The 20,220-nt window shown below is 48.0% G+C and carries 16 protein-coding genes; 11 read left to right on the top strand and 5 right to left on the bottom strand.

Features of this window, described 5'->3' with window-relative positions; genetic code table 11:
- Positions 1-149: 149 nt before the first annotated feature.
- From BUA56_RS11835 to BUA56_RS11820, 4 genes are all read left to right on the top strand, one after another.
- Entirely contained in the window at positions 150-914 is a 765-nt protein-coding gene (locus BUA56_RS11835; protein ID WP_072851961.1) for a 4Fe-4S binding protein, read from the top strand.
- A gap of 516 nt (positions 915-1,430) precedes the next feature.
- The gene (locus BUA56_RS11830; RefSeq protein ID WP_072851959.1) at positions 1,431-3,335 is read left to right on the top strand and encodes an endonuclease MutS2; all 1,905 of its coding nucleotides are present in this window, start codon (positions 1,431-1,433) and stop codon (positions 3,333-3,335) included.
- A 111-nt stretch (positions 3,336-3,446) separates the two neighbouring features.
- Positions 3,447-4,112, top strand: coding sequence for a response regulator transcription factor (locus BUA56_RS11825; protein ID WP_072851957.1), 666 nt, complete (start codon positions 3,447-3,449; stop codon positions 4,110-4,112).
- A complete protein-coding gene (locus tag BUA56_RS11820) occupies positions 4,109-5,308 on the top strand; it encodes a sensor histidine kinase (protein WP_072851954.1) in 1,200 nt (399 codons plus the stop codon). The genes BUA56_RS11825 and BUA56_RS11820 overlap by 4 nt, the downstream gene beginning before the upstream one ends.
- Here BUA56_RS11820 and BUA56_RS11815 read toward each other — a convergent pair.
- Positions 5,305-7,983, bottom strand: coding sequence for an ABC transporter permease (locus BUA56_RS11815; protein WP_072851951.1), 2,679 nt, complete (start codon positions 7,981-7,983; stop codon positions 5,305-5,307). The two genes, BUA56_RS11820 and BUA56_RS11815, sit on opposite strands and share 4 nt — an antisense overlap.
- On the bottom strand, positions 7,980-8,663 hold the full coding sequence (locus BUA56_RS11810; RefSeq protein WP_072851949.1) for an ABC transporter ATP-binding protein: 684 nt from the start codon (positions 8,661-8,663) through the stop codon (positions 7,980-7,982). Before BUA56_RS11810 ends, BUA56_RS11815 begins: the two co-directional genes overlap by 4 nt.
- Before the next feature lie 339 nt (positions 8,664-9,002).
- On the opposite strand from BUA56_RS11810, the gene BUA56_RS11805 reads away from it, so the two are divergent.
- The 5 genes from BUA56_RS11805 to BUA56_RS11785 are packed head-to-tail and all read left to right on the top strand — an operon-like array spanning position 9,003 to position 14,099.
- Positions 9,003-10,673: an ABC transporter substrate-binding protein gene (locus BUA56_RS11805; RefSeq protein WP_072851947.1), complete on the top strand. Its 1,671-nt coding sequence runs from the start codon at positions 9,003-9,005 to the stop codon at positions 10,671-10,673.
- A gap of 32 nt (positions 10,674-10,705) precedes the next feature.
- On the top strand, positions 10,706-11,701 hold the full coding sequence (locus tag BUA56_RS11800; protein WP_072851945.1) for an ABC transporter permease: 996 nt from the start codon (positions 10,706-10,708) through the stop codon (positions 11,699-11,701).
- Positions 11,691-12,533, top strand: coding sequence for an ABC transporter permease (locus BUA56_RS11795; RefSeq protein WP_103711115.1), 843 nt, complete (start codon positions 11,691-11,693; stop codon positions 12,531-12,533). The genes BUA56_RS11800 and BUA56_RS11795 overlap by 11 nt, the downstream gene beginning before the upstream one ends.
- Before the next feature lie 11 nt (positions 12,534-12,544).
- On the top strand, positions 12,545-13,495 hold the full coding sequence (locus BUA56_RS11790; RefSeq protein WP_072851941.1) for an ABC transporter ATP-binding protein: 951 nt from the start codon (positions 12,545-12,547) through the stop codon (positions 13,493-13,495).
- Positions 13,485-14,099: an ABC transporter ATP-binding protein gene (locus BUA56_RS11785; RefSeq protein WP_072851939.1), complete on the top strand. Its 615-nt coding sequence runs from the start codon at positions 13,485-13,487 to the stop codon at positions 14,097-14,099. Before BUA56_RS11790 ends, BUA56_RS11785 begins: the two co-directional genes overlap by 11 nt.
- A 375-nt stretch (positions 14,100-14,474) precedes the next feature.
- Here BUA56_RS11785 and BUA56_RS11780 read toward each other — a convergent pair whose 3' ends face one another.
- Positions 14,475-14,798 (bottom strand): winged helix-turn-helix transcriptional regulator, encoded by a 324-nt coding sequence (locus tag BUA56_RS11780; protein WP_072851935.1) that lies wholly within the window; start codon positions 14,796-14,798, stop codon positions 14,475-14,477.
- Positions 14,799-14,989: 191 nt separating this feature from the next.
- Between BUA56_RS11780 and BUA56_RS11775 the strand changes: the two genes are divergently transcribed.
- Together BUA56_RS11775 and BUA56_RS11770 are read left to right on the top strand one after the other, a co-directional pair.
- On the top strand, positions 14,990-17,110 hold the full coding sequence (locus BUA56_RS11775; protein ID WP_072851933.1) for a penicillin-binding transpeptidase domain-containing protein: 2,121 nt from the start codon (positions 14,990-14,992) through the stop codon (positions 17,108-17,110).
- Positions 17,111-17,345: 235 nt separating this feature from the next.
- Positions 17,346-17,774 (top strand): XRE family transcriptional regulator, encoded by a 429-nt coding sequence (locus BUA56_RS11770; protein ID WP_341443420.1) that lies wholly within the window; start codon positions 17,346-17,348, stop codon positions 17,772-17,774.
- A gap of 152 nt (positions 17,775-17,926) precedes the next feature.
- Here BUA56_RS11770 and BUA56_RS11765 read toward each other — a convergent pair whose 3' ends face one another.
- Together BUA56_RS11765 and BUA56_RS11760 are read right to left on the bottom strand one after the other, a co-directional pair.
- On the bottom strand, positions 17,927-18,307 hold the full coding sequence (locus BUA56_RS11765) for a BlaI/MecI/CopY family transcriptional regulator (RefSeq protein ID WP_072851930.1): 381 nt from the start codon (positions 18,305-18,307) through the stop codon (positions 17,927-17,929).
- Positions 18,308-18,401: 94 nt separating this feature from the next.
- Positions 18,402-20,177 carry a BlaR1 family beta-lactam sensor/signal transducer gene (locus tag BUA56_RS11760; RefSeq protein WP_072851927.1) on the bottom strand — a complete coding sequence of 592 codons (1,776 nt, stop codon included), beginning with the start codon at positions 20,175-20,177 and terminating at the stop codon, positions 18,402-18,404.
- Positions 20,178-20,220 lie beyond the last annotated feature (43 nt).

Here is a 20,220-nt window from a genome sequence, read left to right as displayed (position 1 = left end):
GCTTTCCCTGCTGCTTCTGTTGCTTTCACAGAACACTGGGGATGGCCTTTATTTCTGTGTGAGGGATAACAGATAAAGGCGGGGTGGACAATACAGCGGACGGGGATTATACTGAAGATAATATATGAATTATGTTTGGAGGTGTTTTTATGGTGAGCAGGACAGATTTTTATTATTTCAGTCCCACAGGAGGGACAAAAAAGGCAGGGGAAGCTTTTTGCAAAGCGATTTCCGTCGAGGTGAAGGAACATAACTTAGGTATCAGAGGGAAGGAGACAGCCGATCCCACCGGGGATTTGGCAGTATTTGCAGCACCGGTTTTCGGTGGAAGGATACCGGCCCTCGTTTCAGAGAAGATTAAGGCACTGGAGGGAAGCGGTAAGAAAGCAGTCACCTTTGTTGTCTATGGTACTAGGGCGTATGAGGATGCGCTGCTGGAACTGAATCAAGCGGTTTCCCATCAGGGATTCCAGATTGCGGCCTCGGGAGCTTGCATTGCTCAGCATTCTATGGCCCCAGAGGTAGGAAAGGGCAGACCGGATGAAAAGGACGTTTCTGAAATCACCGGGTTTGCCAAACAAGTAGAAAGCAAGCTGGACAATTGTATCCGGACAGGGGTTACGGTTCCGGGAAATCAGCCTTATAAAGAGGCAATGACGATCCCAGCCCCTCCCATATCCCTGGAATCCTGCAGCCTGTGCGGCAAATGCGAAGAGGTCTGTCCCACAGCTGCCATTACAGTGAATGAAGGACACATTGCCACAGATCCCAATACCTGTATTCTCTGTATGGCCTGTACCGCAGTCTGTCCCAATCAGTCCCGGATCCTTCCCCCGCCCCTGCAGGAGCGCATGGAGCAAATGCTGGGAGCACTGAAGGACGTACGGCGGGAGAATGAATATTTTACCCTGTAGTACATAGACTGCGGATAAAAAACAGGAAATCTATTGACAGCGGGTGAAAGATAGCTTATAATCAAAAAAAATAAAATGAAAAAGAGGTAGTGTATGTTACGTGTGGTTATAATGGAGAATACAGCTAATTAAATAGTTGTGAGGGGATAACAGATTCCGTCAGGAGGTTTGTTGCGCCCTTTTATCTGCCTTATACAATGCTAACATACATTTTGCAGAACTCTGTATATAAAATGAACGGAAAAAGCATGGCTCTACGGCTGTGCTTTTTTATTACATAGGAAACTTCATTCCCTATGTAATAAAAAACCTCCGGGGGATCACACTGCGGCGGAAAGGAAGATGCTGTCTGCGACAGCCCGCCGCAGGCGGAGATTGCGCTTTCGCGCAATCTTTCTTATGCTTATTTTATATACAGTCAATCTGTGTGCCGCGGGAGTTGTATGTCTGATAGGGCGATACTTCCGCGGCATTTATTTTTACAAAAACAAGAAAGGCAAGAGACAGGTGAGTTAAATGACAGATACAGAAAGATTACTTGAGTTCCATAAAATTAAAGAAAAACTAATAGAACTGGCATGTACAGATAAAGCCAAAGAAAAAATACAGGATTTAACCCCCTATTTATCAGAGACAAAAGTAAAAGCAAAGCTGCGAGAGACTACTGAGGCAAAGGCTATGATAGAGACATGCGGCAATCCGCCGCTGACAGCCCTGCAGGGGATTGAAGCATGGATTAAGCTGGCAGAACAGGGGGGATGCCTGACTCCGGAGCAGCTGGAGGCTGTTTCGATCACCTTTTCCGCTGTAAAAAGAATGAAGGATTACCTGAACAGAGGCAAGTCCTATGAAATAGGGATGGCTTACTATGAAGAGAATCTGGAACCTCTGGATGATATCAGAGAGGAGCTGAACCAGAAAATCAGAGGTGGAAAAATAGACGATTATGCCTCAAAGCGGCTGAAAACTCTGAGAGAAGCCATTGATCGGACGGATGCAAAAATGCATGAAAAAGCAGATTCTGTGATAAAGGCGAATAAGCAGTATATGGCGGACAGCTTCAGCACTGTGAGAAACGGACGGTTGTGCATCCCGGTAAAAAAAGAATATAAATTCAGAATCAGCGGCTCTGTGATTGATAAATCCTCCACTGGCAATACCTTATTCATAGAACCTTCTTCCGTGGCTAAATTATATGAGGAGATGCAGGAGCTAAGAATCGATGAGGAGAATGAAGAAATCAGGATTTTATATACGTTAACCGCAATGCTGTCAGATAAGGCCGAGGTAATCCAACAGAACAACCATACCATTGAGAAGCTGGATTTTATGTTTGCCAAGGCAAAATTGAGTATAGAATATGACGGAATCCCTCCCGAAGTAAATACGGAGCGGTATATACGTCTGAGGAATGCAAGACATCCGCTCATGGACAGGAAAGTGAATGTCCCCCTTAATTTTGAGATCGGAAAAGGAGTAAACGGTGTGATTATCACGGGTCCGAATACAGGTGGAAAGACAGTTGCCATTAAGACAGTTGCCCTTACCTGTATGATGGCTCAGTGCGGACTCCATGTAACTTGTGAGAAGGCAGTTATATGTATGAACAATGCTATTTTATGTGATATCGGGGATGGACAGAATCTATCGGAAAACCTGTCTACCTTCTCTGCCCATATTACGAATGTGCTGGATATCCTGCGCACTGTGAGCCGGGACAGCCTGGTTATCATGGATGAATTGGGTTCTGGCACGGACCCTGCGGAGGGAATGGGAATTGCCATCGCAATCCTGGAAGAATTGAAAAAAAGCGGCGCCCTGTTCCTGGTTACAACCCACTATCCGGAGGTAAAAGAATATGCAAAACAGGAATCGGGGATCGTGAATGCCAGGATGACCTTTGACAAAGAAAGCCTGAAGCCTTTATACCAGCTGGTTATCGGCGAGGCAGGAGAGAGCTGTGCCTTTTATATAGCAGGAAAGCTGGGAATGCCGGCGCGTATGCTGGAAAGAGCGGCAAAGGCAGCTTACGCGGAGAGCTATAATGCACGGTGGGGCGGCATCACTGGAGGAGAAGAATTCCAAAAGACGTCACATCCCCGGATACAGAAGGCAAAAAAAGTATCCCGCCAGGAGAATGCAATGAAATATCAGTTAGGGGACAGTGTTATGGTTTACCCCGATAAAAAGATTGGCATTGTGTGTCAGACAGCCAATGAAAAAGGCGTCCTGCGGGTACAGCTGCAGGACAAAAAAATATGGATCAGCCATAAACGAATTAAGCTGCAGGTTGCAGCCCGGCAGCTTTATCCGGAAGATTATGATTTTTCTATTATCTTTGACAGTGTAGAAAAGAGAAAGGCCCGTCATCAGATGGAGAGAAAATATGTAGATACAGAACTCGTGTATGATGAATCCTGACAGCGGCTTTCAGATACAGAATGCGGATAGAATTCTGGCAGAAAAAGTGTTAAAATAAAGGATATGACGGTGATTACGAGCTGAGTAAATAGGAGATGAAAGGGAAATAAAATGACAAAATTATTGCTAATAGAAGATGATGATGCCATTTCCTTTGGTATTTCGTCGGCATTAAAGAAAAAGGGTTATCAGGTGACTGCCTGTTCCTCAATGGAACAGGCAAAAGGCCTGCTTCCAGGGGGGTATCAGCTGATTCTGCTGGATCTGAATCTGCCGGACGGAAGCGGATACGAGCTCTGCCGATGGGTGAAGCAGCGCATGGATACTCCGGTTATCTTTCTTACGGTTCGGGATGAAGTGAGGGATATTACAAAAGGTCTGGATATGGGAGCGGATGATTATATCACAAAGCCATTCAATATTTCCGTATTGGAATCCCGTATCGGGGCTGTTCTCAGGAGGGTATTGTCACATCGTGAAGCCATTCTTTCCTGCGGCACGCTGTCACTTGACAGGGAGCGGATGCAGGCGGTTCTGGAGGGGGAGGAAATCGGATTAACCGCGCTGGAGTACCGGCTTCTTCTGGTACTGATGGAGAATAAGGGCAGAACACTGCCAAGAAGGCTGATTTTGGAAAAACTTTGGGACGCAGAGGGCAACTTTGTAAATGATAATACCCTCACGGTTACCGTAAAACGTCTGAGAGAGAAACTGGGTAATACGGAATATATTGTAACAGTCAGGGGAATTGGCTACCGCCTGGAGGAAAACAGATGAGGGAGACTGGGAGCAAAGGGTTTGCAAAGGCAATTATTGTTTGGGTGATAGTAGGATTGGCGGCGGGAAGTATTTCCGCTGTTTTTTTAACAGCTCATGAATACCGGGAAGCTGCCGTTCTGACGGGAGCCGTACTGGAGGGCAATTCTGTGGCAGAGGGCCTTAAGGGAAAATCGGACGAGGATGTCCAAAGGGGCGAAAAATATCTGAAAAAATACGGATACCGTCCCTATGGAAATCTGGAACAAAATCTTCTGTTTGCCTGGGGGATACACACCCTGATCTTCACGGCGGCAGGGGGATGCCTTTATGCTCACAGAATGAAGAGACAGCGTATGCAGAGAAAAAGGATCCGAGAATTGACGGAATATCTGCAGGCAGTGAACCGGGGAGAGGCAAGTGCTCTTTCCAGAACAGAAGATGAGTTCTCCCGCCTGGAGGATGAGATATATAAGACAGTGATGGAGCTGGCCTGCACAAAAGAAAAGGCAGTGAAGGAACATGAGGTCCTGTCCGAGCGGATTGCGGACATTGCCCACCAGCTGAAGACGCCTCTTACCTCTATGTCCCTGATGACAGAACTTTTGGAAGAGTATCAGACAGAGGAGGCGGCCGGATATATGGCACATCTGAAGCGCCAGGTAGGGCGTCTGACCCGTCTGGTAAACGGTTTGCTTACGCTGGCCAGGCTGGACTCCCATGTGATTCTGTTTCAGCAAAGCCGTGTGGAGGCTCTGGAGCTAATTAAAGACGCGGCAGAGCCCCTTAGGGAAATTCTGGAAAGGGAGAACATAACCCTGGAGATTACATCGGAGGGAGAAGACGGTGTCTTTTTTTTCACTGACGAACAGTGGACGGGCGAGGCCCTGCTTAATATTCTGAAAAACTGTATAGAGCACACGCCCAGGAAGGGGCGGATCTGTGTCAATTACAGCAAGAATCCACTGTACACGGAGATTCAGGTGGAGGACGGGGGACGGGGATTTTCAAAGAAAGATCTCCCTCATCTCTTTGAACGCTTCTACAGAGGAGAAGGGGCGGTTAAAGACAGTGCAGGAATTGGCCTGGCTCTGGCTAAGGCGATTGTGGAAAGCCAAAACGGACATATCCAGGCGGAGAATTCCCCCGCCGGACATGCCCGCTTTCGTCTGCGCTTTTATCCTGATCCTCATAGTATTCCAAATGCAGACTGCTAAAGGGTATCGTTTTTCACGGCTGTTATAATAGTCTCTCTTTGTATTCGCCGTCCCCCTGCAAGGTAGGCCCCCATGACAGCAGCCAGTATCAGAAGGGTATATCCCAGCAGGGCAAAGACAGGGGCGTAAGGCAGGTACTGGGACAGGGATATCTCATTAATGGAGAGGAATGTCCCCAGAATAGCCGCCTGAAAGGGCAGGCTTAACAGAACCGGCTTCAAACCCAGAGAGATACCTTCCAGATACAGCAGCTTCCAGAGCTGTCTTGGGGAGAGTCCTGCAGATTTCAGCATGGCGAACTCCCGGCTGCGAAGGCGGAGATTCCCGGAGATGCTGGCCCACACATTGGAGAGACCTATCAGGGCAAGCAGGCCTGTGAGGCAGGAGACAATGATACTCATAGCCAGACTGGAGTCTTCGCGCATCTTCTCTATCATCGCCAGATCAGATACGACATAGTCTCCGCTTCCGTAATACTTTGCCAGCACAGCCTCTGTCCGTTCAGAGGCTTTTTGGATCCGGGGATAGGAGACACTGCCGTCTTCGCTTGTGACAAGGATTCCGGTAACGCTGCTGGAGGAAAACTGCCTTTTTTCGCTGCAGGATGCACCGATTTCCAGAACATGCTCCATAGGCATGACAGCAATCAGTGTGAATCTGGAAAACCGCATTGCGGGGGAGGGCAGTTCATCCACCAGTGCGCCTGCGGTCAGAGCAAATTCATAGGTGCCGGTGTCCTCATCATAAGCCTGTTCTGTAAACTGAATGCGCTGGCCTTCCGAAAGCTTCAGGAGATCTCTGTACACACTTGTTTTTTTGGTACTCACATTGGGGTCCTCGGTGCGATTGTAAACCAATGCTTTTGAAGCATCAGCAAAGTAAGGAGCGGGATCGATCTGAAGCCGGCGGCAGTAATCTCTGAAGCTGTCTTCTTCCAGTCCGATCAGAGTAGAAAAAATCCTGTATTCTCCGTCACGCTCAATGGTAGAATATTTTTTTTCTGATACAATCTTGTCAAATCCCCCCAAATAGGTTTCTATATCGTCGGAGGCATCCTGCTCTGTCACCCAGGTGGCACAGGCCAGATCATTGAAAATAGCAGCCGTGGAGATGCCGGGAATACTCTTAATTGCATCCAGGGCTTCCTGCTCCGGAGGGCGTCCGTCACTTATGGTAAAGGAGATATGCTGGTTTCTGTCTGATTTTGCCTGGTAGACATCCTGAGCAGCCTTCTGGGCTGTAAGAATATATAAAAAACCAGTCAGCAGCAAAAAGGACAGGCACAGAGAGATGGTTGCTGTCCGGTAAGACCTCTTTCTGGCGGCCAGCGCATTGGCGGCCAGTTCTCCGATAATTCCGAAACGGCTGGTAATATGGCTTTTTCTCAGTCTTTTTCCTTTCATCTGGTCTCCCTGACGGAGAGCCTCCACAGGCATCATATCAGCAACTTTTTTTGCAGGTATCCGCGCGGAGAGCCAGACTGTGATCCAGGACAGGAGGACAGCGGGAAGGATGGAGGGAATCCCAAAGGATGCCGCAATATCAGGGGCGGATCTTCCCACATCATTGGTAGCATTAATCAGGGCGAATACCCCTGTATTTAGCAGCCAGCCAGTGACCAGTCCGAAAGGCAGAGGAAGCAGCATGAGTATAAAACCTTCTAAGGTCACAGCGGACATAATCTGCCGGGGAGTGGCTCCGATGCCTGAGAGGGTGCCCAGCTGAGTTATTTTTTCACTGACAGAGAGCGCAAATGCATTGTGAATCATCAGGACGAAAACACCGACAATAAGGGCTGCGATTACAAGAAACATAAGAGGAACCGCAAAAGCTTCCAGGCGTGCGGGACCTCCTTTCAGTTCAGGAGGAAGGATGGCATAGTGCGCCAGGAGCTTGGTGTTGTATTTCAGAGAATAGGATTCATATTCATCTTTCTCATAGCCAATGGACTCTGCCAGCAGAGGAAGCTCCCGATACGTGCTGCGCATAGGATCAAACCGCAGATAAACGGTGATCTGATCGTCAGGAAGAAGGTTTTTGGTGTCCAGATAGGTCAGTCCGGTGTAGGCGGGAACAGTGGAGGAGGTTGTAACATCCAGCTTGCCCACAAGGGTATAGGACTTTGTGCCGCTTTGGCGGAAGCTTTCATTATCGTGATAGCCTGCCGTCTCCTGACATACCTTGCCTTCACACATTCGCTGTCCCACAGGAAGGGTGAGCGTATCTCCGATATCTGCCTCCGGATGGTCGTCAAAGTATTGCTTTGAGAGAGCCAGTTCATTCTCTTTTCGCGGAATCCGGCCCTCCAGCAGTATGTTCTTTTCAGGCATGGATTCCCAATATGCTTTATTGGCGCCGCGGGAGATAATGTAGCTGCGTCGGCCTTTGTCTCCAAGCTGTGCCACTTCCCAGGGACCCTTTACAAGTACGGCAGATACCGAGGCATAATTGCCTATCTGCTCCAGATCCCTGCCGTAAGTTGTATCAAAAAGTTCCCCGTGCCAGTTCCCGTTCTCCAGCTTTGTCAGAGCCAGGGAATCCGTCCACATGGTGTATACAAATCCGCAGAAGCATGACATCATGGCTGTCATAAGATAAAGGGCAGTCATAATGGCAATGCTGGTGCGCTTATTTTGCCGGAGGGTATCCCATACATATTCTCTTACTATTCTCATAATGCCACCGCCTCATCATGGAGCAGCCTGCCGTCCTCAAGTGTAATGATGCGGTCCGCTTCCAGCGCAGTTTTTTCATCGTGGGTAATCAGCAGAACTGTTTGTCCGTACTCACGGTTGGATAACTTCAGCAGCTCTATGGTCTCCTCAGAATTCTTTCGGTCCAGATTACCGGTAGGCTCGTCGGCCAGGAGGATAGCTGGCTGGTAGATAAGGCTTCTGGCGATTGCCGTCCTCTGCTGCTGTCCCCCGGAGAGTTCCCGGGGCAGATGGGAGAGGCGGTCAGAGAGTCCCAGGGCCCCTGTAATCTGGTGGAAACGGTTCATATCGGGCTTTTGCCCGTCCAAAAGAACCGGAAGGAGTATATTCTTCTGAACATTCAATGTAGGGATTAAGTTGTAAAACTGATATACCAGACCAACTTTTCTTCTGCGAAAGACTGCCAGCTGCTCCATGGAGAGTGTTGAAATATCTGTGTCCTCAATATAGATGTTTCCGCCGGTTGGGCGGTCAACGCCTCCGAGCATATGTAATAATGTAGATTTTCCAGAGCCGGAAGTGCCAACTATTGCAGTAAAACTGCCCTTCTCCAGGGACAGGCTGATATCATTCAGTGCAGTTACTTTATTAGAGCCGCTGCCGTAGGTTTTGGTCAGGTGGCTGCATCGCAGTATTTCCATAAATAGTCTCCTTTCTGCTGCCATACGGCCGGGCCGCATGCAGGTTCTGAGGGGATATGCTGCGGATCCCCTCTGGGTTTATCTAGATAATACCATCATAGCCGTTTCAGGTGACATTAAGGTGACAAAAATCAAGATTTCATTAATTTCTGAGGAGAAGGGGAACCCCCGGTTAGGGATGGGAGCTTTTTGAAAAAGCCGTTTCTCTGCCTCTCTTCTGGAGGAAAAAAGATAAATGAAATATCCCTGGGGGTGGCTTGTGCAGGTGCGGATTCTTGGTTATCCTGTAGAAAATTAAGAGTTTGCCCTTTGGGCATAGACAAAGAAAAGGAGTAAAGCATGAAAAAGAGAAGGAAAGCTATCTTGGCTCTCATATGTACAGCAGCTCTGCTGGCAGGGTGTTCCGGTTCCGGAGACTCTGGAACAAAAGCGGCAAAGGAGCAGCAGAAAGAAGCACAGAGCAATGAAAAAGCAGACACAGACGGCCGTGAGGAAGGAACTCAGGGGGAAGCAAAGACAGAAATCACGGTAGGATTCTCCAACGATACAGACAGCTGGGATCCCTGCAGTGGATTTGGATATGCAGGTTCTCCTCTGTTCAGCACTCTGGTAAAAGTAAACGGAAAAAATCAGCTGGAAAATGACCTGGCTACCGAATACAGTATGAGCGGGGACGGCCTTACCTGGACATTCAAAATCCGCGGTGACGTGAAGTTTACAAATGGTGAAACACTGGATGCCTCAGATGTTGCGTTTACCTTTAACACCACGAAAGATAAGGCAACTTATGTGGACCTTACCATGCTGGAGAGCTGCAGGGCGGTGGATGAAACTACCGTTGAGTTTAAATTAAACAAACCCTGCGTTACTTTTATCTATACAGTGGCAGGGGCAGGAATCGTGCCTGAGGATGCATATTCGGATTCCTTCGGGATGGAGCCTGTCGGCTCCGGTCCCTACAAACTGACCCAGTGGGATAAGGGACAGCAGTTTATCCTGGAAGCCAATGAAGATTATTATGGAGAACAGCCGAAGATAAAGAAGGCAGTCTTTCTTGTGCAGGAGGAGGATGCCAGATTTGTGGCTGCTCAGGCCGGAGAGGTAGATCTTGCGCTTACCTCGGCAACTCTGGCCGGCACAGAAATTGAAGGGATGAAGGTAGTGTCGGTAGAATCAGTAGATAACCGGGGGATTACCTTTCCTATGCTGCCGGAAGAAGGAAAGACGACAGAGGATGGATATAAAATTGGCAATAATGTCACTTCGGATTTGGCAATCCGCAAGGCTATGAGTTACGGAATTGACAGGGAACAGATCATCGACGAGGCCCTAAATGGATTTGCAAAGCCTGCGTACTCCGAATGTGACGGCCTGCCCTGGTGGAACGAGGAAGATGTCATTGAGACAGATATAGATTATGCAGTACAGCAGCTGGAGACGGCCGGCTGGAAGGATACCGATGGAGACGGCATTCGGGAAAAGGGCGATGTGAAGGCAGAATTTAACCTAATGTACTTTGCCGGGGATTCCATGAGACAGGCAGTGGCTATGTCGGTGGCGAATCAGGCAAAGGAGAAGCTTGGAATTGCCATCCATGTGGAAGGGGTCAGTGCAGACGATACGGTTAAGAGGATGTTCTCCGAGCCTATGATCATGGGATGGGGGTCAGACAGTCCAATGACTTCTTATATGCTTTTCCACAGCAGCAATGCGGGAAAGATAGATTTTTACAATCCTGAATTTTTCACGAGTGAAGTTGTGGACGGATATCTGGACAAGGCTATGAATTCCAAAACAATGGAAGAGTCTCTGGAGTGGTGGAAGAAGGCCCAGTGGGACGGAACTACAGGAACTTCTATGAGAGGAGAGGCGCCCTGGGCATTCTATGTGAATATGTCTCACCTTTATTACGTAAGAGAAGGACTTGATATTGGAGAACAGAGAATCCATGCACACGGGGCAGCGTGGCCTCTGATTGCCAACCTTGCTGAGTGGGAATGGAAGGAATAACCTGAGGCAGGGGCGGACAGAAGGAGCAAAAGATGAACAGTAAAAGAATAGTAAAAAGCACCGGGCGGTATGCGATTCGCTTTGTGACTCTTCTTATCGCAATCAGCATCATAAGTTTTATCCTGGTAAGCCTGTCACCGGTGGATCCGGTACAGCAGTATGTTGGGGCTGTACCGAATGTAAGTGAAGAGCAGAGAGAAAAAATTGCTGAATATTGGGGATTGAACGATCCCCCGGCAGAACGCTTTGCAATCTGGGCCAAATCTCTGCTTCACGGAGATTTTGGAACCTCCCTTATCTACCGCAGGCCGGTCCTTGATATCATCGGGGAAAAATTTGCGGCATCCCTGGCGCTTATGCTGACCGCCTGGGTTTTCTCGGGTATATTGGGATTCACTATAGGCTGCATAATGGGTGTTTACAACGGAAAGTGGCCGGACCGGATTCTCAAAAAGGTTTGCCTGACTATGTGCGCCATCCCTACATTTTGGATAGGAATTGTTTTTTTGATGGTATTTTCTGTTAAATTGGGATGGTTTCCCATGGGAATGAGCGTACCCAAAGGAGTTCCTGCGGATCAGGTGACCTTACTCCAGCGCATTCACCACCTAGTCCTGCCGGCGCTTACCCTGAGCTTCCTGTCCTTTGCAAATGTGGCTCTGCATACCAGAGAAAAGTTAGTGGACGTTCTGGAAAGCGACTATGTTCTCTTTGCAAAAGCAAGCGGTGAGTCTCGGTTCAGTATCTGGAAACGCCACGGTCTGAGAAACATCCTGCTTCCGGCAGTAACCATGCAGTTTGGCTCCTTCAGTGAGCTGTTCGGCGGTTCTGTGCTGGCAGAAACTGTATTCTCTTATCCGGGCCTGGGGGCGGCAGCTTCGGCGGCGGGAATGGGATCTGATATCCCCCTGCTTCTTGGGATTACGCTATTCAGCGCAGTATTTGTGTTTGTGGGAAATATGCTGGCCAATATCATCTATGGAATTGCAGATCCCCAGATAAGGGAGGGTTATGAACATGAAGAGTAGGACCGGAAGGTTTTCAGTAAACAGGAGAACCAGAACTATACTGACCCTGATACTTATTTTTGCCTTTCTTTTCGGCATCTACCTGGCAGGAACTATCATGTCTGATGAACTGATACAGGCAGATTTTTCCCAAAAAGGCTTAAAGCCCTCCTGGGAGCATCCTTTTGGCACCGATCTGTTGGGAAGAGATATGCTGGTGCGAACCATAAAGGGGCTGTCCATCAGCATTGTGGTGGGCACAGTGGCCTCCTCAGTAAGTGCGGTTATCGCATTGTTTGTAGGGGTGGCCGCAGCTACTGGATCCTCCAGACTGGATCATTTTATCAACTGGCTGATCGATTTGGTTATGGGGATACCCCATACCGTACTGCTCATATTAATATCCTTTGCCTGCGGAAAAGGACTGAGGGGAGTACTGATCGGGGTGGCTGTGACTCATTGGACCGGACTGGCCCGTCTTATCAGAAGCGAGGTGCTGCAGATTCGTTCCCAGCAATACATTGAGGTGTCCAGAAGGCTGGGTCATAACAGCAGGTGGATAACCATACACCATATTCTTCCTCACATGATTCCTCAGTTCCTCATCGGGCTGATTCTGATGTTTCCTCATGCTATTATGCATGAGTCTTCCCTGACCTTTTTGGGATTCGGACTGTCGCCGGAGCAGCCGGCCATAGGAATTATTCTGTCGGAATCTATGAAATACCTTTCTACAGGTATGTGGTGGCTGGCTTTTTTCCCGGGTCTGATGCTGGTTATCGTGGTTTTGCTCTTTGACCGTTTGGGAGAGAACCTGAAAAAAATTGTAGATCCCTACAGTGCACATGAATAGGAGGCAGAGGAATGGAGAAGAAAACAAAGGAAGAGTATGTACATCCTCTTTTGGAGGTTAAAGATCTTTCCGTGTCCTTTCGTATGTATGATACGGGGCTTGAGCAGTATGATCTGAAGGTAATATCAAACCTGAACATAGATGTGAAACAGGGAGAAATTGTGGCGGTAGCAGGCTCCAGCGGATCGGGGAAAAGTCTGCTGGCCCATGCAGTGATGGGACTGCTGCCGGAAAATGCCGCCACAACAGGAGAGATGTATTATAAAGGAATGCCTTTGATACAGAAAGAGAAGGAGCAGCTGAGAGGAAAAGAAATCGCACTGGTGCCTCAGTCAGTGGCCTATCTGGATCCCTCTATGAGAGTCGGAACACAGGTACTGGGGGAAAAGCCGGACCAGAGAAAGCGAAAGGAACAAAAAGAGGTATTCTCCAGGCTGCATCTGGAAGAACACGTGGAACGGCTCTATCCCTTTCAGCTGTCAGGAGGCATGGCCAGAAGAGTTCTGGTTTCTACGGCACTGATCAGCGGTGCAGATCTGATTATCGCTGATGAACCTACCCCGGGACTAGATCTGGAGATGGCAGTGGAGGCATTAACCTGTTTCCGGGAAATGGCAGACGAAGGCAAAGCAGTGATTTTGATTACCCATGACATCGATTTGGCATTCCATGTAGCAGACCGTGTAGCTGTCTTCTACGCGGGGACGACGGTTGAGATTGCCCCATCAAAAGACTTTAGAGAAGGCCCGGAGGCTCTCCGGCATCCTTATTCAAAGGCTCTGTGGAGGGCACTGCCCCAGAACGGTTTCGTCCCCATCCCTGGATTTCAGCCATATGCGAAGGCACTGCCGAAAGGGTGCTTATTCGCGCCCAGATGTCCAAACCGTACAGAGGAATGTGAAAAACCAATACCCATGCAGGAATTGCGTGGGGGAACAGTGAGGTGTATCCATGCGACTTGAGGCAAAAAATGTCAGCTTCCGGTATAATGAGCGTTCTCCGTGGATTTTGAGGGAGGTGACTGTGACGGTAGAAGAAGGGGAGCGTGTGGGATTGATTGGCCCCAGCGGCTATGGGAAAAGTACCCTTCTTCGGCTGATGGGGGGATATTTGAAACCAGCTTCCGGAGAAATTCTTCTGGACGGGAAACCACTGGAAAAAAAGGGGATCAGCCCGGTACAGCTGATTTACCAGCATCCGGAAAAGGCAATTAATCCAAGGTGGAAGATGAAAAAAGTACTGGAGGAATCCGGTATGTTCCGGGAGGAAGTGATGGAGGCTCTGGGCATCGAGAAGGAATGGCTGGGGAGATATCCCAGGGAGCTGTCCGGAGGGGAACTCCAGAGATTCTGTGTGGCCAGATCTCTGTTTCAGGGAACCCACTTCCTGCTGGCGGACGAAATGAGTACTATGCTGGATGTGATTACACAGGCCCAGATATGGAATCTGATGGTAAAGGAAGTGCAGGAGAGGAATATAGGGCTTTTAATGGTGACACACAACAAGGCCCTTGCAAAGAAGGTATGCACCAGGTGTATTGATCTGAGGGAGCAGGGGGGACGGTGACGGTGAATCCCGCGGCAGCGGGCTGTCTGGTTCGGACGGGAGAAAGGCTTAAGTTCCGGGGACACCTCCGTCGCAAGATTCCTCTCACCTGAGTATAGGAAAGTTCCAGGATGAGGGAGGTTTTTGGCAGTTTATCCAAAACATCAAGCGGACAATAGTGCGGAACAAGAGGAAAAGTGTACCACTCTCGACCTTCCCCACCCGTTTTCCGTGAATGTGAAGTGAGTCTCTGCCAGGATATAGAAGGGAGCCTCGAGCTGACCTGCCCTTATCCCCCGGCCCCTGGCCTTGTCTCCCCGGTGCTCCCTTCTATATCCGTCCGTCTGCAACGCCTCGCTCGCCGACTACATAACCCCGAACTTCACATACACAAAACTATAATTTACTTTTATATTGCATCCCCCACAACACCATGGAATCTAATATTGGCTTTAAACTATACCCAGTTTCAGTCAGAGAGTACTCTACCTTTGGGGGGACTTCCGGGTAGACCTTGCGGGAGACGAGGCCGGCGGCTTCCATGGCCCGCAGATGGCTGGTCAGGACTTTTTGGGTGATGCCTGTTACGGAACGCATCAGCTCGCTGAAACGCTTTGTGCCGGTGAGGAGATCCCGGATGATAAGGACTTTCCACTTGTCTCCGATGAGCTGCAGCGTTATTTCAACAGGGCATTCCGGGACCTTTTTCATGTTTTCCATAGAAAAACCTCCTTAGTATCTAATTATATGTAGTGTCTTTTTTGGATGTTAGTTTATATTATATACAGAATAGAGAAGAAAAGGCAAGATAGGACATAGGAAAAAACTTGACATTTAAGTCTTACAAATGTAATATTTAGGTGTAACAGATAATTAGGGGAGTACAAAACAATAGTAAGAGAGGCAGAGTTATGGGGAACAGGACAGAAAAGGAGAGAAAGACAAGAAAAAAAAGATGGAAGGCCGCGGTAATCGTGCTGGGAATATGTGGTGCGGCAGCTGTGTCCGCAGGGATGTTTCTGTGGGCTGTTCCCGGGTTTCATGAAAAGCCGGAAAAACTGCTGGTTCGCTATATGGAGTGTATTGAAAAGAAGGACTATAAGGGCATGTATGCCATGTTAAGCGATGAGAGCCGGACTGCATATACAGAGGAAGCATTTATCCTGCGCAATCAGAAAATTTATGAGGGGATTGAGACTTCTGAGGTCAGCACAGAAGTTGTGGAGATAAAAAAACACAAGTCTCAGGTGACAGTATCTTATCAGCAGACTATCAAAGGAGTGGCAGGAGAATTTTTCTTTGATAATGAGGCAGTTTTTGTGAAGGAGAAGGGGTATGCTCTTCAGTGGGACGATCATGTGATATTTCCCGGCCTGGAGAAGGAGGATAAGGTACGGGTGTCTGTCCAGGAAGCAGCAAGGGGAGAGATTCAGGACAGAAACGGTGTAGTACTGGCAGGTCAGGGGATGTCGACATCAGTGGGAGTGGTTCCGGGAAAGATGGGAGAGGATGCTGCCGGAGATCTGGAAAAAATGGCCCGGCTTTTGGGAATATCTGCAGATGCGATTCAAAGCAGGCTGGAAGCAAAATGGGTGAGGGAGGATACTTTTGTGCCCATCGCCACATTGCCGAAGATTTCAGAGCTGGATACCTTAACTTATGAGCCGGAGGAAGAGACACAGCAGAACCAGGAGCTGCAGGATGCGCTTCTGGAAATACCGGGGGTTATGCTTTCCGATGTAGATACAAGGGTTTACCCTCTGAATAAGAGTGCGTCCCATCTGACCGGCTATGTTCAGAAGGTGACTGCTGAGGATTTGGAAAAACATGAGGGGGAAGGGTATGGGACAAATAGTGTAATCGGGAGAAGCGGTATTGAGGGTCTCTATGAAAAAGAGCTGAAAGGCAGGGACGGATATGAAATTGAGATTATAGATCAAGAAGGAAACAAAAAAGAAACTCTGGCATTCTCTGCCAAAGAGGACGGGAAGAATATACAGCTGACTATTGATGCGGAACTTCAACAGCGTCTTTATGAGGAGTTCCGGGAGGAAAAAAGCTGCTCTGTGGCTATGAATCCATATACGGGGGAGGTTTTAGCCCTTGTAAGCACACCATCTTTTGACAGCAATGAGTTTATCAGAGGGTTTTCAGAGACAAGATGGTCAGAACTGAATGAGGATGCGTCTACGCCCCTGGTTAACCGCTATCGCCAGACACTGGTACCGGGCTCCTCCTTTAAGCCCATAACGGCAGCTATTGGGCTGGCGGCAGGGGCAATTGACCCGGATGAGGATTATGGCAGTGAGGGAATAAGCTGGCAGAAAGATAAAAGCTGGGGGAACTATTTTGTGACAACTCTTCACGCCTGTGAGCCAGCGACCCTGGAAAATGCGCTAATCTGTTCGGACAATATCTATTTTGCAAAGGCGGCTCTCAGAATAGGAGCCCAACCTCTGCAGGAGGCCTTGGATAAACTGGGCTTTGGCCGGGAGATCCCATTTGAGATCCCTATGGGAAAATCACAGTATTCTAACAGCAAAGAGATTGACTCTGAAGTAATGCTGGCAGACAGCGGCTATGGGCAGGGGCAGATTCTGATAAATCCCCTGCATCTGGCGGCATTGTATACAGCCTTTGTAAATGAAGGCAGTGTGATAAAGCCTTATCTGCAGTATAGAGAGACACCGGGGGCAGAATACTGGATTCCCGGTGCATTTACTCCGGAAATTGCTGAACAGGTAAAAAAGGGGATGGAAAAAGTGATCAATACGCCGGAGGGAACAGGATATGCTGCCCACAGAGAGGATGTGGAGCTGGCAGGAAAGACAGGCACAGCAGAGATTAAGGCTACCAAAGAAGATACCGGGGGCACAGAGCTGGGGTGGTTTGGAATCTTTACGGCGGATCCCAATGAGAAGAAACCACTATTGCTGCTGAACATGACAGAGGATGTAAAGGACAGGGGCGGGAGCGGCTGTGTAGTGGAACATGTAAATCACATATTAGAACAGTATTTTTCAGAGCAGTAAAAATGGAGCCGGCGTAGCTTGTGGCTGTGCCCTTTCTCCGTTTTCAATCCGTTCCAGAAGTTCGTTCCAACGCGGACCGTTGACAACGATTTTGAAACTCAACGGAGCGTTTATTGTTTTTATCTTTTGAGACACTATAATGATACATGAGGGAGTGAAAGAATGGATAATGCAAAAATTGGAAAATTGATTTATCAATTACGAAAAGAAAAAAGATGTTTCATTACTTCCTGAATTGTCAAAAATATTTACTGTTGATTTGGAAAAATTTCTTTCCGGTGAATTAGTTGATAACGATATTTTAAGAGGAAACATGAAAAGAATGTGCTTTTATATTTGCCCTAATTGCGGAAATATAATTACTGCATTGGCAGACACCAATATAACCTGTTGCGGAAAAAAGCTGAAGCTATTACCACCGAAAAAAGCGTCCGAAAATGAATGCCTTATTGTTGAGCGGGTTGAAAATGATTTTTACATTACCACCCAACATCCAATGGAACGAGAACACTATATTTCGTTTGCAGCACTTTTGACCGGCGACAGCATTATGCTCCGAAAGCAATATCCCGAATGGGACTTACAAGTGCGTATTCCTGTTTTTTCGCATGGCAGATTACTTTGGTACTGCAATCAACACGGACTGTTTTATCAAGAGATATAAAGAGAGAAATATACGTTGATGCCTCTGTATGCTGCTTTTCACGAGGACGACCAAACTTTTCCTTGGATTTCGTTTAAGCATTTCATCTCCTTACCCTAAGCTGACAAGGGTAACGGTAATAAAAAAAACGTTGTTAGGGCAAGAATTCTTTTTTACCTGCTGTCTGTCTTACGGTTCAGCAAGTCTTTCAGTTTTTGGATCTCTTCCCCGGAAAGGCGCTCTTTTTCCAGAAAATTGGTGATCATAGAAGTGAGATTCCCATCATAATACCGGTTCAAAAAAGTGTTGTTTTCATATTCCAGGTACTCATCCTCACGCACTAAGGGCGTATAGACAAAGACACGTCCTTCCTTTTCATAGGTGAGGGCACCCTTATTTACCAGACGTTTGATTAACGTCTGAATGGTCTTGGGACTCCAGGTTGTTGTCTTAACGAGAAATTCTGTAATCTCGTTCGTGCTGACGGGAGCCTTTTTCCAGACAACTTTCATAATCTCATATTCTGCCTCTGTAATTTGAGGTAATTTCTTCATATTTAAAACCTCCTAATAGAATGCAAACCTAAAGAATGTAACTGCGTACGCCCCGGAGCAGGCGTGTGTCTGAGTGGCGTTCAGGATATACACCTTATGACAGGATATCCAGTGATTTTAAAATATCCAGGCTGATCTGGGCTGCATGAGAACCGTCGGCATTTGCGTCAGCCTGAAGATTTGCGGCGAAGAAATAGGTGTTGCTGTCCGTCTCTGCATAACCTATAAACCATCCGTTTTTATTCTCTCCCTCAATATTTCCGGTACCTGTCTTACCGTACAGACGGTATCCGTCTTCCGCGGTGATAAATATGGAGTCTTTTACAGCCTGTATGTTTTTCTGTGAAAATTTGAAATCGTTCTTATAAAAATCAACCAGAAGTTCTACCTGCTCGGCAGGGGATATCTTTAAGGAAGACTCCAGCCAGTATCGGGTCACGCCCCCGGATATATCCTGATTTCCGTAGCTGATTTGCTCCAGATACCTTCCCACATTATCCGCGCAAAGTGCTGCATCCAATGCCTGGAAGTACCAGTTGACCGAGTTCTTCATAGCGGAATCCAAATCCTGATCCCGGTTCCAGGAGTCAAAGGGATAGGCAGAGCCATCCCAGGACAGGCCGGAAGACTCAGGGGTAATGATTCCGCTTTCCAGAGCAAACAGAGCGTTATAAATTTTATAGGTAGAATCCGGGGAATATCTGGCAGCGGCTCCCTCTTTATTGTAGATATCCCATCGGTCCCTGTTCATATCATACAGTACAAAGCTGCCCTGATATCCCTGAAAAAAAGAATCTGCTTCCAGATTATGGACGCGGGAAGAAGGGACGGAATAAGGTTCCGGGGAAGCACCTGCTGACAGGACAGGTGCACAGCTCAAGACCATAATTCCTGTCAGAAAAATTATCAGAATGCTTTTGGCTTTAGAAGCAGGTGATTCTCTGCGGTAACTGAGAATTCCCAGTATACGCTTTTCAAGCTGTTTTTTTGGCCCTCCCATGCCTGCAGCAGCAGTGAAAGCGCCTCCTGATAAGCTGCCCGCAAATTTAAGCAGAGTCATTCCATATTCTTTGCGGCTGCCTGCATCCAATATCTGCAGCACCTGGGCATCGCAGGCCAGTTCTCTGTCATCACGCATCCGTCTGAGAGCATACCATACGGCAGGGTGAAACCAGTATACAATCTGGACCAGACATAACACCAGATTCATCCCAAGATCCTTTCTTTTCAGATGCTGGAGTTCGTGGAGCAGGATGTATCGGAGGTCATTCTCGTCGGCATCGGATAATAGAGAAATAGGAAGATAAATCCGGGGGTGAAAGAATCCTGCGGATATGGGGGAGTGCAGGAAAGCACTGCTGAAGAGCGGGATATCCCGTTTTATCCGGCTTTCTCTGACACATTGCCGGTAAATGTCCCGGACACGGACATTTTGTATGGGAAGGGCGGCGCTGAGAAGACGGCATAGTCTTACGTTAGAGCGCAGCGTGTACCAGCACATAACTCCCATTCCCAGAATCCACAGGCTTATAAGAACGGTACCGGGACAGAAGTCATCTGATTGTTTTACCGGAAGCACATAATCCCCTAAAAGAAGCGCATCCCCATTTGGAACGGTAACTGTGTCAGGGGCAGGAAAACTGCCTTTTTCGGCGGCATTATGTCCGTATATCAAGGAATACACAGAAAAACCGGAATTCTTAACGGGAAGAAAAGGCAGAACCAACAGCAGTAAAAACAGGAACCAGAGCTGATACTGCCGGCTGGCCGGCATGTGTCTGTGAAATAGTTTTTTTACTGCCAGAAAAGCAGCTATCATAACCGTAAGAAACAGGTTACTGAGTATAAACCGTAAACCAAACTCGTTCATGAAAAGACCCTCCTTCAGAGCCGGGTAAGTCTTACATATGTAA

The sequence above is a fragment of the Lactonifactor longoviformis DSM 17459 genome, from assembly GCF_900129135.1.
Lineage (GTDB): Bacteria > Bacillota > Clostridia > Lachnospirales > Lachnospiraceae > Lactonifactor > Lactonifactor longoviformis.
Note: the sequence above shows the minus strand (reverse complement) of the source record. Positions and strands in the feature narration are given on the sequence as shown.

Excerpts from the sequence above, each read along its gene's own strand:
- BUA56_RS11835 (WP_072851961.1), top strand. The coding sequence starts at position 150 with ATGGTGAGCAGGACAGATTTTTATTATTTCAGTCCCACAGGAGGGACA.
- BUA56_RS11830 (WP_072851959.1), top strand. The coding sequence starts at position 1,431 with ATGACAGATACAGAAAGATTACTTGAGTTCCATAAAATTAAAGAAAAA.
- BUA56_RS11825 (WP_072851957.1), top strand. The coding sequence starts at position 3,447 with ATGACAAAATTATTGCTAATAGAAGATGATGATGCCATTTCCTTTGGT.
- BUA56_RS11820 (WP_072851954.1), top strand. The coding sequence starts at position 4,109 with ATGAGGGAGACTGGGAGCAAAGGGTTTGCAAAGGCAATTATTGTTTGG.
- BUA56_RS11815 (WP_072851951.1), bottom strand. The coding sequence starts at position 7,983 with ATGAGAATAGTAAGAGAATATGTATGGGATACCCTCCGGCAAAATAAG.
- BUA56_RS11810 (WP_072851949.1), bottom strand. The coding sequence starts at position 8,663 with ATGGAAATACTGCGATGCAGCCACCTGACCAAAACCTACGGCAGCGGC.
- BUA56_RS11805 (WP_072851947.1), top strand. The coding sequence starts at position 9,003 with ATGAAAAAGAGAAGGAAAGCTATCTTGGCTCTCATATGTACAGCAGCT.
- BUA56_RS11800 (WP_072851945.1), top strand. The coding sequence starts at position 10,706 with ATGAACAGTAAAAGAATAGTAAAAAGCACCGGGCGGTATGCGATTCGC.
- BUA56_RS11795 (WP_103711115.1), top strand. The coding sequence starts at position 11,691 with ATGAAGAGTAGGACCGGAAGGTTTTCAGTAAACAGGAGAACCAGAACT.
- BUA56_RS11790 (WP_072851941.1), top strand. The coding sequence starts at position 12,545 with ATGGAGAAGAAAACAAAGGAAGAGTATGTACATCCTCTTTTGGAGGTT.
- BUA56_RS11785 (WP_072851939.1), top strand. The coding sequence starts at position 13,485 with ATGCGACTTGAGGCAAAAAATGTCAGCTTCCGGTATAATGAGCGTTCT.
- BUA56_RS11780 (WP_072851935.1), bottom strand. The coding sequence starts at position 14,798 with ATGGAAAACATGAAAAAGGTCCCGGAATGCCCTGTTGAAATAACGCTG.
- BUA56_RS11775 (WP_072851933.1), top strand. The coding sequence starts at position 14,990 with ATGGGGAACAGGACAGAAAAGGAGAGAAAGACAAGAAAAAAAAGATGG.
- BUA56_RS11765 (WP_072851930.1), bottom strand. The coding sequence starts at position 18,307 with ATGAAGAAATTACCTCAAATTACAGAGGCAGAATATGAGATTATGAAA.
- BUA56_RS11760 (WP_072851927.1), bottom strand. The coding sequence starts at position 20,177 with ATGAACGAGTTTGGTTTACGGTTTATACTCAGTAACCTGTTTCTTACG.